This is a genomic window from Bosea sp. PAMC 26642 (assembly GCF_001562255.1).
GTDB lineage: Bacteria > Pseudomonadota > Alphaproteobacteria > Rhizobiales > Beijerinckiaceae > Allobosea.
In genome coordinates, this window is the sequence record NZ_CP014301.1 from 2,327,336 (window position 1) to 2,341,225 (window position 13,890).

At 65.3% G+C, this 13,890-nt stretch carries 20 protein-coding genes and 1 pseudogene; 9 read left to right on the forward strand and 12 right to left on the reverse strand.

The window, feature by feature from the left end:
* Window positions 1-4 precede the first annotated feature (4 nt).
* The 7 genes and pseudogenes from AXW83_RS11005 to AXW83_RS11035 all read right to left on the reverse strand — a co-directional run bounded on the left by AXW83_RS11005 (window position 5) and on the right by AXW83_RS11035 (window position 4,897).
* The gene (locus AXW83_RS11005) at window positions 5-589 is read right to left on the reverse strand and encodes a Fic/DOC family protein (RefSeq protein ID WP_066613335.1); all 585 of its coding nucleotides are present in this window, start codon (window positions 587-589) and stop codon (window positions 5-7) included.
* A complete protein-coding gene (locus AXW83_RS11010) occupies window positions 586-807 on the reverse strand; it encodes a hypothetical protein (protein ID WP_066613337.1) in 222 nt (73 codons plus the stop codon). The genes AXW83_RS11005 and AXW83_RS11010 overlap by 4 nt, the downstream gene beginning before the upstream one ends.
* A gap of 72 nt (window positions 808-879) precedes the next feature.
* On the reverse strand, window positions 880-2,469 hold the full coding sequence (locus AXW83_RS11015; protein ID WP_066613343.1) for an ABC transporter substrate-binding protein: 1,590 nt from the start codon (window positions 2,467-2,469) through the stop codon (window positions 880-882).
* Between the two features lie 103 nt (window positions 2,470-2,572).
* Window positions 2,573-2,971 carry a RidA family protein gene (locus tag AXW83_RS11020; protein ID WP_066613346.1) on the reverse strand — a complete coding sequence of 133 codons (399 nt, stop codon included), beginning with the start codon at window positions 2,969-2,971 and terminating at the stop codon, window positions 2,573-2,575.
* A 45-nt stretch (window positions 2,972-3,016) separates the two neighbouring features.
* Window positions 3,017-3,424 (reverse strand): annotated as a pseudogene (locus tag AXW83_RS11025) (type II toxin-antitoxin system VapC family toxin).
* Window positions 3,421-3,660 carry an AbrB/MazE/SpoVT family DNA-binding domain-containing protein gene (locus AXW83_RS11030; RefSeq protein WP_066613349.1) on the reverse strand — a complete coding sequence of 80 codons (240 nt, stop codon included), beginning with the start codon at window positions 3,658-3,660 and terminating at the stop codon, window positions 3,421-3,423. The pseudogene AXW83_RS11025 and the gene AXW83_RS11030 overlap by 4 nt, the downstream one beginning before the upstream one ends.
* 58 nt (window positions 3,661-3,718) lie before the next feature.
* Window positions 3,719-4,897 carry a lytic murein transglycosylase gene (locus AXW83_RS11035; protein ID WP_066613352.1) on the reverse strand — a complete coding sequence of 393 codons (1,179 nt, stop codon included), beginning with the start codon at window positions 4,895-4,897 and terminating at the stop codon, window positions 3,719-3,721.
* A gap of 131 nt (window positions 4,898-5,028) precedes the next feature.
* Between AXW83_RS11035 and AXW83_RS11040 the strand changes: the two genes are divergently transcribed.
* The 4 genes from AXW83_RS11040 (at window position 5,029) to AXW83_RS11055 (ending at window position 6,823) form a co-directional block, all read left to right on the forward strand.
* On the forward strand, window positions 5,029-5,289 hold the full coding sequence (locus AXW83_RS11040; protein WP_066613354.1) for a SemiSWEET family sugar transporter: 261 nt from the start codon (window positions 5,029-5,031) through the stop codon (window positions 5,287-5,289).
* A gap of 73 nt (window positions 5,290-5,362) precedes the next feature.
* Window positions 5,363-5,719, forward strand: a complete 357-nt coding sequence (locus AXW83_RS11045; protein ID WP_066613356.1) for a DMT family protein — start codon at window positions 5,363-5,365, stop codon at window positions 5,717-5,719.
* On the forward strand, window positions 5,716-6,486 hold the full coding sequence (locus AXW83_RS11050; RefSeq protein WP_082767067.1) for a class I SAM-dependent methyltransferase: 771 nt from the start codon (window positions 5,716-5,718) through the stop codon (window positions 6,484-6,486). Before AXW83_RS11045 ends, AXW83_RS11050 begins: the two co-directional genes overlap by 4 nt.
* 31 nt (window positions 6,487-6,517) lie before the next feature.
* Window positions 6,518-6,823 carry a hypothetical protein gene (locus AXW83_RS11055; protein WP_066613360.1) on the forward strand — a complete coding sequence of 102 codons (306 nt, stop codon included), beginning with the start codon at window positions 6,518-6,520 and terminating at the stop codon, window positions 6,821-6,823.
* 6 nt (window positions 6,824-6,829) lie between these two features.
* Here the strand turns inward: AXW83_RS11055 and AXW83_RS11060 are convergent, their stop codons facing one another.
* The 4 genes from AXW83_RS11060 to AXW83_RS11075 all read right to left on the reverse strand — a co-directional run bounded on the left by AXW83_RS11060 (window position 6,830) and on the right by AXW83_RS11075 (window position 10,244).
* The gene (locus tag AXW83_RS11060) at window positions 6,830-7,963 is read right to left on the reverse strand and encodes a PQQ-dependent sugar dehydrogenase (protein ID WP_066613362.1); all 1,134 of its coding nucleotides are present in this window, start codon (window positions 7,961-7,963) and stop codon (window positions 6,830-6,832) included.
* 101 nt (window positions 7,964-8,064) lie between these two features.
* Window positions 8,065-8,655 (reverse strand): histidine phosphatase family protein, encoded by a 591-nt coding sequence (locus tag AXW83_RS11065; RefSeq protein ID WP_066613365.1) that lies wholly within the window; start codon window positions 8,653-8,655, stop codon window positions 8,065-8,067.
* A gap of 20 nt (window positions 8,656-8,675) precedes the next feature.
* Complete coding sequence (locus AXW83_RS11070) at window positions 8,676-9,650, reverse strand: Bug family tripartite tricarboxylate transporter substrate binding protein (protein WP_066613368.1); 975 nt, start codon at window positions 9,648-9,650, stop codon at window positions 8,676-8,678.
* 120 nt (window positions 9,651-9,770) lie between these two features.
* Window positions 9,771-10,244 carry a YaiI/YqxD family protein gene (locus tag AXW83_RS11075; protein ID WP_066613374.1) on the reverse strand — a complete coding sequence of 158 codons (474 nt, stop codon included), beginning with the start codon at window positions 10,242-10,244 and terminating at the stop codon, window positions 9,771-9,773.
* Window positions 10,245-10,378: 134 nt separating this feature from the next.
* On the opposite strand from AXW83_RS11075, the gene AXW83_RS11080 reads away from it, so the two are divergent.
* From AXW83_RS11080 to AXW83_RS11090, 4 genes are all read left to right on the forward strand, one after another.
* On the forward strand, window positions 10,379-10,564 hold the full coding sequence (locus AXW83_RS11080) for a hypothetical protein (RefSeq protein WP_066613378.1): 186 nt from the start codon (window positions 10,379-10,381) through the stop codon (window positions 10,562-10,564).
* A gap of 11 nt (window positions 10,565-10,575) precedes the next feature.
* On the forward strand, window positions 10,576-10,809 hold the full coding sequence (locus tag AXW83_RS11085; RefSeq protein WP_066613380.1) for a hypothetical protein: 234 nt from the start codon (window positions 10,576-10,578) through the stop codon (window positions 10,807-10,809).
* Between the two features lie 253 nt (window positions 10,810-11,062).
* Entirely contained in the window at window positions 11,063-11,194 is a 132-nt protein-coding gene (locus tag AXW83_RS28035; RefSeq protein WP_257722117.1) for a hypothetical protein, read from the forward strand.
* On the forward strand, window positions 11,191-11,382 hold the full coding sequence (locus AXW83_RS11090) for a hypothetical protein (RefSeq protein WP_066613382.1): 192 nt from the start codon (window positions 11,191-11,193) through the stop codon (window positions 11,380-11,382). Before AXW83_RS28035 ends, AXW83_RS11090 begins: the two co-directional genes overlap by 4 nt.
* A gap of 175 nt (window positions 11,383-11,557) precedes the next feature.
* Here AXW83_RS11090 and AXW83_RS11095 read toward each other — a convergent pair whose 3' ends face one another.
* Window positions 11,558-12,370 (reverse strand): transglutaminase-like domain-containing protein, encoded by an 813-nt coding sequence (locus AXW83_RS11095; protein ID WP_066613384.1) that lies wholly within the window; start codon window positions 12,368-12,370, stop codon window positions 11,558-11,560.
* A gap of 240 nt (window positions 12,371-12,610) precedes the next feature.
* Here AXW83_RS11095 and AXW83_RS11100 point away from each other — a divergent pair, with 240 nt between their 5' ends.
* Window positions 12,611-13,813 carry a pyridoxal phosphate-dependent aminotransferase gene (locus AXW83_RS11100; RefSeq protein WP_066613388.1) on the forward strand — a complete coding sequence of 401 codons (1,203 nt, stop codon included), beginning with the start codon at window positions 12,611-12,613 and terminating at the stop codon, window positions 13,811-13,813.
* The last annotated feature ends 77 nt before the right edge of the window (window positions 13,814-13,890 follow it).

Here is a 13,890-nt window from a genome sequence, read left to right on the forward strand (position 1 = left end):
CTGATTAGGGGGATGGGGGGCCGGGCGCAAGCGCCGCCAGAATGCAGGCCGCGAAGGGCTGATAGTCGCTGCGATGCGCCGCGATCGAGGCCGCCAGCCATTCGGCCCGCACGATCAGGCGCAGATCGAGGGGGTGGCCGGCCTGCGCGGCGAGCTGCGCCAGATAGAGCGCCTGCGTCCGGCCGTTGCCCTCGCGAAAGGGATGGACATAGTTGAGGTCGCCGATGATCTCGCCGGCCCGCACAGCGAACGTCTCGGTATCGAGCCCCTGCAGGTAGCGCCAGCCGACGAGGCGCCGGTGCACATCGGCCATGCCGGTCTCGATATAGCGGCGAAACTGGAACTGGCTCTTGCCCTTGGCTATCTCGACGCTGCGCAACTCGCCCGCCCAGTCATAGACGTCCTGGAAGAGATGGCGGTGGATGGCGCGCAGATGGGTAAGGTTGAAGTTGCCGGTGGGGATGGCTTCGCGCATTCGCTGAACGACGAAAGCACGTTCGATCGCATCGAGCCGTCCGCCATCTTGCACATCGAGCTTGTTGATCAGAACGGTAAAATCAGGCGGGTAGCAATAAACCTGATCGCTCATTCGGCGGCACGGGCAGACTTTGCGATGGCCGCCCGTTCCATGATGTGAGCGCGGCAGCGCTCATGCGACCACCCTTCACGCTCGAACATCTCGAACATCGCGATGTCGTCGGCATCGAGCGGATTGCCTTCGATCTCCTGCAGATGCATGGCCACGAGCCGGCGCTCGCGGGCTTGCGCGACCTCGTCCGGAGAGAGACGGGCATCAATATCGTTCATGCCGACACGATAACCGATTTTACGCCGGCCCGCGAGGGCCGGCGTCCAAGTCCGACGAGAGAAGCTGCGTCCTCAGGCCTTCTTTTCCATGTTCCAGAAGAACTGCACCGGCGACAGCACCATGCCGGTCAAGCTCTTGCGATAAGCCATGGGCTGCTGCACGTGGCCGGCGGGAACGTAAGGCACGAACTCGAAGGCGCGCTTCTCGATCGAGGCCGCGATCTCCTTCTGCTTGGCCGCATCCGGCGTCGCGATCCATTCGTCGCGCAGACCTTCCATCTGCGTATCCTCCGGCCAGCCGAACCAGGCCGCGCCGCCATTGGCCCGCATCAGCGGATGCAGGGCCGGGTTCAGCGTATCGGCGCAAGACCACAGCGTGTGGAAGACCGACCAGCCGCCGGCATCGGGCGCGCCGCGATTGGCGCGCCGGCCGATGAAGCTCGCCCAGTCGGTGGCGACCAGTTCCGCATTGATCCCGAGCTTCTTGAACAGGTCCTCGGTCACGAGGCACTGCTGATAGGCGATCGGCTGGTCGGCCGGCGCGAGCAGGACGACCTTCTCGCCCTTGTAGCCGGCCTCCTTGAGCATGGCCTTGGCCTTCTCGAGATTGCCCTGCATCGCCTCCGCGCCACCGGCGCCGGTCGACATCGGCGAGCCCGGCGAGAAGAAGGTCTTGGCCTCGCTGTAGTATTCCTTGTTGCCGACGACGGCCTCCATGTAGTCGGTCTGGTTGACCGCCATCATGATGGCGCGGCGGATGCCGGGATTGTTGAAGGGCGGCTGCATCTGGTTGAAGCGCATCAGCAGGAACAGGCCGAGCGGCACGTTCTCGATGGCGACGTCCTTGTTGCCCTTGAGCACGGGCAGCAGATCGACCGGCGGCTGCTCGTACCAGTCGACCTCGCCCTGCATCAACGCGCCCACGGCCGCGGCGGGCTCGGTCAGCGCCAGCCACTCGATCCGGTCGATCTTGGCGACCTTGCCGCCGGCCGCCCAGGACGGCGCCTCCTCGCGGGGCTTGTACTTGGCGAAGCGCTCGTAGATCGCGTTCTGGCCGGGGATCCACTGCTTGTCCATGAACCGCCACGGGCCGGAACCGACCGCCTCGGTGATGTTCTTCAGATGGTCGGTCGCCGCGACGCGCTCGGGCATGATGAACGGCACGTTGGACGAAAGCTTGCCAAGCGCCGCCGTCATCATCGGGAAGGGCTTCTTCAGCCGGATCGCGAAGCTGCGCTGGTCGATGACGTCGTAGCCCTCGACGAAGGTCGCGAAGGTCTGGCCGAAGGCGTCGCGCTTCGACCAGCGCGCGATCGAGGCGATGCAGTCCTGGGCCCGCACCGGCTCGTCGTCGTGGAAGGCCAACCCGTCGCGCAGGCGGAAGCTCCACTTCAAGCCGTCCGGCGATGTTTCCCAGGCCTCGACCATCTGCGGCTTGATCTGGAACTGCGCATCGGTGGCAAACAGGGTGTCATATATCAGGTATCCGTGATTGCGGATGACATAGCTCGTTGCCGTGATCGGATCGAGCGAGGGCAGCGGCGTCGAGGGAATGAAGCGCAAGGCAGCCGCTCGCGACTGCGAAAAGCTACGGCTGGGCATGAAGCCGGACGCGGCAAGCGCGGTCGCTCCCTGCAGAACCTTGCGGCGGTCGATCGGCATGGCAGTGTCTCCTTCTGGCCCCAGGGCGGCGATGGCTGCGCCAACTCAAGCAAGAGATATACCAGACGTCAACCGTCGCCACGGTATCGGCCGGGCCGACCCATCAGGATTCGGCCGACACCGTCGGCAACCGTGCCGTGATCTCGATCTCGACCTTCATCTCCGGTTTCAGCAGGCCTGCGACCACATAGATGCCTGCCGCGGGCCGAATGGCACCGAAGATCTCGCCGCAGACCGCCAGCACCGGCTCGCAATAGCTCCGGTCGGTGACGAAATACTGCGCCCGCACCACGCGCGAAAGCGACGATCCGGCCTCGCTCAGCACGGCTTCCACCGTCCGGAAGATGTTGCGCGCCTGCTCGGCGGCCTCCTCCGGCAGGGTCATGGTGACGTAGTCGTATCCGGTGGTGCCCGAAACGAAGACGAGATCGCCATCGATCACGGCACGCGAATAGCCGAAGGCAGTCTCGAAGGGGGAACCGGTGGAGATCAGGCGGCGCATGAAGGTGTTCCAGGCAAGGGAAAGGTCGTAAAGCGATCGAAGCGCTCAGTGCGAGGGCACGATCAATTCGACCGAAGGGAAATAGGTTCGGTAGCGACGCGGATCGCGGGTCCGAAGCGGGAACCGTTCAATTTGGGCATGCGCGCCGATGAAGAAGTCCGGCAAGACGCCGGTTCGTGAGCCCCCTGCCGCACGATAGCGTTTGAACGCCTTGCCGGCTAGAAAGGCTGCCTGTTTCGGAACGTCCGTGATGCCGATGCGCCGTACCGCGAGCAGTTCGTCCAGTTGTTCGAGCTGGCTGTATCCTGCCGCGAGTTCGGCATAGACGATAAGATTGATCGTCAAATCGCCTCGATCCGATGCGGCCCTGATCTCTCACAAGGAACTCTCGGCCCATATCGGGTCGTCGAGAATGATATCGATCAGGACGTTGGTATCGACGAGTGTCGTCAATCCTCGCCTCGTATCAGCGCCATGAACTCATCCGTCGTCATTCCCAGATTCAACGATCCGCGCATACGCTCGAAGCGATCGGGCTCCACATTCTGCACACCCGAAACCTTCCGGATGACGGCAGCGCCCTCATCGTCGGCGACGACATCGACGACGTTTCCCGGCTTCAGACCGAGCTTGTCTCTCACGTCCTTGGGGAGAATGATCTGGCCGGCATCATCGACGACAGCTTGCATGACTGCTGCTCCTCTCGCCCCAGCATATCATGAACCAAGCGACCGTGCAGAGAGAAGCTCAAACCCGCCCGCCCTTCAGCGCCCGCAGTACCTTCTCGCCCGGCCGCCCGGTCTGCGCCATGCCGAGCTTGGCCTCGATCTCCTTGATCGCTGTCCGTGTCAGCGCACCGACCGCGCCGTCGGGCTCGCCGACATTGTAGCCGCGCCCGATCAGCAGACGCTGCAGTTCGCGACGCTGCTCGCGTGAAAGCGGCAGGTCGTCGGTCGGCCACTGACCCTGCACGCCCGGCCGGCCGCGCAGGCGGTCCGACAGGAGCGAAATGGCGAGCGCATAAGAATCGGCGCCGTTGTAGCTGTAGGCGGCGTCGTAGTTCTTGAAGACGAGGAAGGCCGGCCCCTCGCGTCCAGCCGGCATCAGCAGCCCGGCATTGCCGGAACCGCTCAGCGCAGAGCCGTCGAATCTGACGATGCCGCGCGCGGCCCAGCTCGAGACCGGCTGCTTGGGACTGCGCCCCGTCGGGCCGGAATAGCCGTTGGGAACACGGACCTCGTAGCCCCACGTCGCGCCGGTGACCCAGCCGGCCTTGTCCATGAAATTGGCGGTCGAATGCAGCGCGTCGGGGATCGAATCGACGAGGTCACGCCGGCCGTCGCCGTCGCCGTCGACGGCGAGCCTGAGATAGGTTGAGGGGATGAACTGGGTATGCCCGAACGCGCCCGCCCAGGAGCCGAACAGCCGGTCGGCGGCGACGTCGCCGCGTTGGATGATCTGCAGTGTCGCCAGCAACTCGCCCTTGAAGAAGGCGTTTCGGCGGGGCGCCAGGCAGGCCCCGGTCGAGAGCGCCTGCACCAGCGGCATTTTTCCGCGTGCCTTGCCGAAATCGCTCTCGACGCCCCAGACAGCCGCGATGGTGTGGCGATCGACGCCGAAGCGCTGCTCGGCTGCCGCCAGCGTCGAGGCGTGCTGGCGCAGCATGGCGCGGCCCTCTGCCACCTTCTCGTCGTCCACGAGCGTGCCGAGATAGTCCCAGATCGGAGTCTTGAACTCCGGCTGGTTGTTCATCGCCTCGATCACCTTCATGTCGGGCTGAACGCCCGCCATCGCCCGGTCGAACGTCGTGCCCGAGACGCCTTTGGCGGCAGCGTCGGAACGCAGGCCCGACAGGCAGGACTGGAAATCCGCTTGTGCCGCCGAAGCGATCAGGACGAGAGGCAAGGCCAGATGAAGCGCGCGCATGGGTTCACCGAATCGCAAAGGTGAAGCGAAACTAGGGCGGGCGAGTTAACGGAGGTTAACCATGCTCGCTATGAACGTCGCATGCCCGAATCGGGCTATGTCGCCCTGCGCCTTCCTGGAACCGCAAAACCATGACGCTCTCCACCATCGAGATCATCGGCTTCGTCGCAGCGCTTCTCACGACGGGAAGTTGGGTACCGCAGGCCTGGCGCACCATTCGCACTCGCGACACGCGTTCGATATCGCTCTGGATGCAGGTTCTCTTTGCCGCCGGCACCGCGATGTGGCTGACCTATGGCCTGATGATCTCGTCCTGGCCCGTCGTCGTGGCGAACACGCTGACGCTGGTTCTGGTGCTGTCGATCCTGGCGCTGAAACTCCGCTTCGGTTGAGGCGTTCTCCCTGCCGTCGCCTCCTATACCGGGCTAGGCTCCAGCTCGGCCCCATATCGGAACGTTTCGCGCCATGCCAGCCATCTCGTCAGCCCACATCCTGCCCATAGTCATGCTGGTGGGCTCGAACGTCTTCATGACCTTCGCCTGGTACGGCCATCTCAGCTACAAAAGCACGGCGATCTGGCTCGCCATCCTCGCCAGCTGGATGATCGCACTGCCCGAATATATGCTGGCGGTGCCGGCCAACCGCATCGGCTCCGCCGTCTATTCCGCGGCGGAACTCAAAACCATGCAGGAAGTGATCACCCTGACCGTCTTCGCGGGCTTCTCGGTGTTCTGGCTCAAGGAATCCTTGACCTGGAACCATGCCATCGGCTTCGCGCTGATTGCGGCTGGCGCCTTCTTCATCTTCCAAGCCAAGGCATGAGTGCGATGCAACCTGTCCCCTCGCCCGGCCATCCAGCGGTCGCCGCCTATCTTGCCGAGGGCTATGACAGCGTACCGGGCATGTCCTCGCGCTTCGCCGCCGCGATCAGCGCCCGGCTGCTGCGCCTCCAGACCGAGCAGGGCATCGGCGGCCCCATCGCCGAGATCGGCGCCTTCGAGGGTCGCTTCTTCATCGCGCTCGCCCATGCGCTGGAGCCGGGCGAACTCGCGCTCGGCATCGACATCTTCTCCTGGCCGAACCCGGAGGTGAAGGACCGCTTCGAGGCCAACTGCCTGAAGCATGGCATCGGCCCCGATCGCCGCGTCACCGTGAAGGCCGACGCCGGCGCAATGGCGCCCGCCGACCTGCTGGCCCATGCGAAGGGCGCCAAGTTGCGCTTCATCCATATCGACGGAGAGCATTCGCGCGCCGCCCTGCTTAAGGATCTGGCGCTCGCCACCGCCTGCCTGAAGGATGGCGGGCTGATCGTCCTCGACGACATGCTCCATCCCGGCTACCCGACCCTGATGGTCGCGGTACAGGCCTATCTGGAGGCCAATCCCGATATCGTTCCGCTCTGCGTGATCGACCGCGAAACCATCGTCGCCGCAACCAAATTCGTCCTCTGCCAGAAAAGCTGGTTCGAGCGCTACCAGGCCGCGATGCTGGACATCTTCAAGGATCAGGTCTGGCCGCTCGGGGCCGATTTCGAGCCGCATTGGTGCCTTGTTCTGTCGCAAGACACCCGGCTGGCCGCGATCACCTGAGTCGCGTCGAACAGAACGAGAGAGACGAGCCTTGCTGAAGCCTGCCCTGATTGCCTGCTGCCTTGCGACCATCACCGGCGCGCCCGTTCTTGCCGGTCCGACCTGCAGCCCGAGCGACGACACTGCCCGCATCCTCTCCTCGGCCTCGCCTGGAGCCATCCATCGCGACTGGCGCAGCGGCAAACATGTCGGCTATGGCTGGTCCTTGCAGGTCGATCGGAGCACCCGCGACGGCGCCGGCACCGCCTACTATGTCGGCGATCTCTACGCCGCAGACGGCAGCCTGAGCCAGCGCAACGTCTTCGTCATCGAGAACGAATGGGATTGCGGGCCGTAAGCGCGCCTACCGCGCCGGACGGACCCGCAGCACCTTGCCGTTTGCATCGTCGCTGAGCAGGTAGATGAAGCCGTCGGGCCCCTGTCGGACGTCGCGGATGCGCTCGCCGATCGTCGTCAGCAGCCGCTCCTCGCCGGTGACGCTCTCGCCATTGGTCGACAGCCGCACCAGCATCTGGCCGGCAAGCGCCCCGACGAAGAGCGAGTTCTTCCAGGCCGGCCAGGCCGCGCCCGTGTAGAACGCCGCGCCCGACGGCGCGATCGACGGATCCCAGTAGAACAGCGGCTGCTCCATGCCGGCCTTGGCCGTTCCCTCGCCGAGCTTGGCGCCGGAATAGTCGATGCCATAGCTGATCACCGGCCAGCCATAATTCAGCCCGGCCTTGGGTGTGTTGACCTCGTCGCCGCCGCGCGCGCCATGCTCGGCCGTACAGAGTTGGCCGGTCTCGGGGTGAAGCGCCGCGCTTTGCACGTTGCGATGGCCAATCGACCATATCTCGGGCTGCCAGCCGTCTTTCTTGGGATTGCCGGCCGGCGCCCCGCCCTCCGGGCGGATGCGCATCACCTTGCCGATATGATTGCCCGGGTTCTGCGCCTGGTCGCGCTGGCCGTAGCGGTCGCCGACCGTGACGAAGAGCGCGCCGGCGCGATCGAAGACCAGCCGCGAGCCGAAATGCATATTGCTGCTGATCGTCGGCATCTGCTGGAAGATGACGGTCAGCCCCTCCAGTGCGGTGGCGCGCTCGTTCAGCCGGGCACGGGCGACGCTGGTGCCGTTGCCACCGGCCCGCGGCTCAGCAAACGACAGGTAGATCAGGCGATTCTGCGCGAAATTCGGGTCGAGAACGACATCGAGCAGGCCGCCCTGCCCGCGCGCCATGACGCTGGGCACGCCGGTGATCGGAGCCGAGAGCTTGCCGTCCTTGGCGACCAGCCGCAGCCGGCCCGGACGTTCCGTCACCAGCATCGCGCCATCGGGCAGGAAAGCCAGCCCCCACGGATTCTCCAGCCCGCTCGTAACCGTATCGACTGCAAGCTCGCCCGCGCTTGATGGAAAGCGCCGCTGTGCTTGCGCGTCGGCGGCGGGCGCTAGAAGAATCGATGAGGCCAAGAGGCCGATGGCATAGAGATGCCGGCGCATTGTCGTCTCCCGATCAGGCGTCGTTTCAGAGATAGAGACAACGGCGCCGGGCGCCAGTGGGTTGCCGGCCGGTCACGCCGACGTGACTTACCCGGCTCCGCTCATGGCGACGGCAGGCGTCCGATCACGCTGAACTCGCCGCTTGCGGCCCGGCGCAGAACGATCATCTCGCCCGACGCCGGGAACATACCGGTCAGGGCGGTGATATTGACCTGATGGCTGATCATGACGACGGTCGAGGCCTGGGACGGGAGGGTGGCGAGCCTGCGGCGCAGCGCGGCGGTGGCCGCCTCGCGCTCGCCCGCTCGTCCGAAGAACGAATTGAGCGCAACCGGCTCGTCCTCGACAGGCCCGACGTCCATCAGCCTGGCGGTCTCGCGCGCCCGGCACCATTGACTGGTCAGGACGAGGGAGACCGTGATGCCGCGCCGGCGGAACTCCTCACCGAGATGACGAGACTGGGCACGGCCGCGTTCACCGAGATTGCGTTGGGTCGCACAGTCGCCGATCCGGAACGAAGCCGGATCCCCCGTGCCCGGCGCGTCGGCATGGCGCATCAGCACGACATGGCCGGGTTTTGAAAGCGTCGACCAAAGCGTCTCCCGGTCCGCCTCGCTGCCCAGTGCAGGAACCGCGATAAGCAGCAGCGCGCAGAGGAGGATGAGGCGCCGTCCGATGATCCGTCCGGCCATGCCTTCAACCTCTCCCGGGCTTACTCGGGCTTGACCCCGGCAGCCTTGATGATGTTTTCCCAGGTCGCGATTTCTTGGAGATGATAGGGCTTGAATGCGGCCGGATCGCGTAACTTCATCGTGAAGCCGAGCTTGAGGATCTGCTCGGTTACGGTCGGCTTGGCGAGCGAGGCCAGGATCGCCTTGGACAGCGCCTCCAGCACGGGCGCGGGCGTGGCGGCCGGCGCGAAGAAGGCCGCCCAGGAATCGGCGTCGGCATTGCTGACGCCCTGCTCGCGCAGGGTCGGGATATCCTTGGCGCGCGGGTTGCGCTCTGGGCTCGCCAAGGCGAGCGCGCGAAGATTGCCAGCATTGATCTGTTCGAGCACGCTTGGAAGCGTCGAATTGGCGATGTCGATGCGCCCGCCGATGATTTCCTGCACGAGAGGCGCCGCACCGCGGAACGGCACATGCGTCATCCTGATGCCGGTGCGGGCCATGAACAGTTCCATGGCCAGATGCGAACCGGAACCGGCACCGGTCGAGCCGTAGTTGAGCTTGTCGGGATCGGCCTTGGCAAGCGCGATCAGCTCCTTGATGTCCTTGGCCGGCAGGTCCTTGCGCACCACGAAGGCGTGCTCGAAGGCGCCGACGCCGGCAAGCGGCGCAAAATCCTTGACCGCATCGTAGCCCGGCTCCTTCAGCAGGAACATGTTGTTCCCATGCGTCTGGTTGTTGCCGAAGATGATGGTGTAGCCATCGGCCGGACCATGGGCCACGGCCCGGGTACCGACCGCTCCCGAGGCTCCGGCCCGGTTGTCGACGACGACGGCGTGACCGAGCGAAGTCGTCAGGTCCTGCGCCACGAAGCGCGCGATGGCGTCGGTCGGGCCGCCCGCCGGATAGGGCACGACGAGGCTGATCGTCCTCGCGGGGAAGCTCTGCGCCCGCACGACGGACGGCGTGAGGGCGGCGCCCGCCAACAGGGCGAGCGTGGAACGGCGGGTCAGCGACATGAATATCCTCCCGGAGGCCCCTTCTTCGAGAAGGTCTTGATCCGGCGAGGATTACGGACAAAGCCGCGATGCGTCCAGAGCCGGAGGCGCGCCGTAGCAGCGCTCCACCTCACGATGATGTCAGCCGAACCCCGCGCGCTTCAGGCGTTGGATCGCCACGTCGAGCGCCTGCAGGAAGGCCGAGCGATCGCGAGGCGAAAACGGCTTCGGGCCGCCGGTCGCCGTCCCCATCGCCCGCAGATCCTCCATCATGTCGCGCGTCGCCAACGCCATTCCGATCGAGGCCTCGGTGAAAGGCTTGCCCGTTGGGCCGATGACGTCGGCGCCGGCCTTGATGCAGCGATCGGCCAGCGGAATGTCCGAGGTGATCACAATCGCTCCGCGCGAAACCCTGTCGGCGATCCAGTTGTCGGCGGCGTCGAAGCCGTCGGAGACGATGACGCGCTCGATCCAGGGCTCGCGCGGCACGGCCATAAAGCTGTTGGCGACGACGAAGACGCGGAGCCGATGGCGCTCGGCGACCTTGTAGATCTCCGGTTTCACCGGGCAGGCATCGGCATCGACATAGATCGCGATCGGCTTCGGGCTGTCCATGGCGGCAGCCCTTCGCAGGGAAGCAGGACCGGCGCAAGCCCGGCCTTTACGCCGGCTTTATGCACGGCAGGCATCTTCGACATCGCAAGTTTACGGGCGCGGCACCTACATCTGCGGCATCGATGGAGACGACGATGACCATGCAGACCCACTCCGCCCACACCTCGCAGCAGCGCCGCGCCCAAGCCGTCTACGGCACATTGCGCGGCAGGCGACCGATGATCGGCCTGATCGCCGCCGAACTCGGCGTCCTCGCACTGATCACGCTGGCGATCGCCGGCTTCATCGGGCTGCGCGCCTGGTTCGCGCTGGCGAACTGAAGAGACTGGACATGGGCCAATCCAAGCCATTCCACCCGCCGCTCGATGCCGCGAGTCACCTCTTTCTGGTCGGACAGTCGAAAGGCGGCTTCTGGGTAGCGCGTGATCTCGAAGGCCGAGCCGAAGGCATCTTTCGCGACAGGAAGGACGCCGTGCGCTTCGCCCTGTTCGAGGGCGGGCATGCCAATGCGGTGATGCTGTCGCCCAACGCGGTCGAGCCGAGCTTCGGCTTGGGTATTCGCTGAACGTCTTGCGTGCCGCGTCAAGAAAGCGCGTGCGCCCGGCGCGCGGCTGTCCTAGACTCGTAGCCTGCTTCGACCATGACGAGGCCCGGATTCCGCCGGGCCCGGCCGCGGCAGGCGAATGCCGGCAGCCCATGGCGAAGCCTACAACCCGATAGCCGATCGACGCAGGGACCAAGTCGCGAAGACCGGGTCCATGCCTCCGCACGATAGCAAGGGGCCGCGACCCGCAGCCCTCCACACCAGGAGCCCGACGATGGCGAAAGAACAGCGTGGCAATCGCGAAGCCAAGAAGCCGAAGAAGGAAAAGCCCAAGGTCTCGGCCGCAGCGCCCTCGACCTTCGCAGCTGTTGTCGCCAAGGCAGCGGGCGGACCGAAGAAGAAATGATCCGCTTCAAGACGATCGACCCGGCCGAAGTCGAAAAGACCGCCCCGAAGCCTGCCGCACCCGCGCCCGTCGTCACGCCGGAGGCCTCGGCCGACGAAGGTGAAGGCACCCCGGCTGCCAAGGGACTGACCCGCAAGACACCGCTGCGGGCCAAGAAGCCGGACTCGGCCCGGCTGTTTCGCGACTAGCTAGGCGTGATCAAGATAAAGCGCTGTCATTCCGGGCGCAGCGAAGCGGAGACCCGGAATCCATCGTAAGGCACTGCGGTGCTCGACGATGGATTCCGGATCGACGCCGCTGCGCGGCTTGTCCGGAATGACGGCAAGCCCCCGCGCACTCCCAAGACCGGCCTCCCGAGGCCCGCTACGCCTCCACCACCTCGTCGGTCCAGACCCTGAACCCCGTCAGAATATTCGGCCCGAACGTCGTGGCGATCGCCACGTCGGCCGCATCCCGTCCACGCGCGATCAGCACACGCCCGATACGTGGCACGTTGTTGCGCGGGTCGAACATCTGCCAGCCGCCCTGGACATAGGCCTCGAAGGACGCCGCGAAATCGCCTGGCGGATAGGGCGGCGGCGTGCCGACATCGCCGAGATAGCAGGTGCAGTAACGTGCCGGAATGTTCATCGCCCGGCAGAAGGCGATGGCGAGATGCGCATAATCGCGGCAGACGCCACGGCCTTCCGCGTAGGCGTCGGACGCCGTGCGCGTCACGCTGGCGTCGTTGTAGTTGAAGGCGATGCGCTGGTTGACGAAATCGCAGATCGCCTGAACGCGCGGCGCACCCGGCAGCGTATGCCCGAACAGCTGCCAGGCGAGATCCAGCAGCCTGTCGGAGTCGCAAAAACGACTCGCGAGCAGGAAGACGAGGCACTCTTCCGGCAGATGCTCGACTGGAACCTGTCCGGCGCTGCGGTCGAAGCTCTCGGGCAGGCCGCTGTCGCAAATCACGGCGTCGGCCGTGATGCGCATGGCACCCTGCGGCGCCAGCAACCGGGTGCACCAGTTGCCGAAGCTGTCGCGATAGGCGCTGACGGGAACCGAGGGACTGATCCGCATATGGTCGGGCTCGGCGAGATCGGAGACCCGGCTGAAATGCACATGCAGCATCAGGATGACGGGAGTGGGCTGCGGAAAGTCGTAGTCGAGTTCGTAGCCGATCCTGAGTTTCAAAGGATTGCTCTCCGCGCGGCCGAGCGCGCTTGTGGTGGGTGGCCCCTCAGCCTGTCCCCCCACCATGCACGTTTCTGGCCAGCAGGGCGATACGACGAACCCGGAGACACTGGGTGCCTACGAATTCACGCTGCTTCTGCCAATGATCAAGCACTCTGGCTTGCGATGCCGGCTCCGGAGTCCTAAACCACCCGCGCGCCTGCCGGCGCTCATCGATCCGCACATCCGGAGAACAATCCCATGGCCTTTCTTGCCGACGCCCTGAAGCGCGTGAAGCCGTCTGCGACCATCACCATCACGCAGAAGGCGCGCGACCTGAAAGCGCTGGGCAAGGACGTGATCTCGCTCTCCGTCGGCGAACCCGATTTCGACACGCCAGACAACATCAAGGAAGCGGCCATCGCCGCCATCCGCCGCGGCGAGACGAAGTACACGCCGGTGCCCGGCATCCCGCAGCTGCGCGAGGCGATCACCCGCAAGCTCAAGCGTGAGAACGAGCTCGACTACAAGGCGAGCCAGACCATCGTCTCGACCGGCGGCAAGCATGTCATCTACAACGCCCTGCTCGCCACGCTGAACCCCGGCGACGAGGTCATCTGCGTCGCGCCCTATTGGGTCAGCTATCCCGAGATGGTGGCGCTCTGCGGCGGCACGGCGACCTTCTGCGAAGCGACGATCGAGAACAATTTCAAGCTCCAGCCGGCCGATCTCGAGGCCGCGATCACGCCGAAGACCAAGTGGCTGATCCTGAACTCGCCGTCGAACCCGTCGGGCGCCGCCTACACCCACGCCGAGATGAAGGCGCTGACCGACGTGCTGATGCGTCACCCCCATGTCTGGGTGCTGACCGACGACATGTACGAGCATCTCGTCTATGGCGACTTCAAATTCGTCACCCCTGCCCAGGTCGAGCCGGCGCTCTACGAGCGCACGCTGACCATGAACGGCGTCTCGAAGTCCTATGCCATGACCGGCTGGCGCATCGGCTACGCGGCGGGACCGCAGCATCTGATCAACGCGATGGACCTGGTCCAGGGCCAGCAGACCTCGGGCACCTCGGCGATCTCGCAATGGGCCGCGGTCGAGGCGCTGGACGGCACGCAGGAGCACATTCCGGTCTTCCGCAAGGCCTTCGAGCGCCGGCGCGACCTCGTCGTCTCGATGCTGAACCAGACTCGCGGCCTGAAATGCCCGACACCGGAAGGCGCCTTCTACGTCTATCCGGACTGCTCGGGGCTGATCGGCAAGACGCTGCCTAACGGCAAGACGATCGAGACCGACGAGGATTTCGTCATCGGATTGCTCGAATCAGAAGCCGTGGCGGCCGTCCATGGCACCGCCTTCGGCCTCGGTCCGAACCTCCGCATCTCCTATGCGACCTCGGACGAGAAACTGGAAGAAGCCTGCCGCCGCATCCAGCGCTTCTGCGCCGAACTGCGCTGAGACTCCGACCCGTCATTGCGAGCAGCGAAGCAATCCAGAGTGGCACGACGCCCGCTGGATCGCTTCGTCGCTATCGC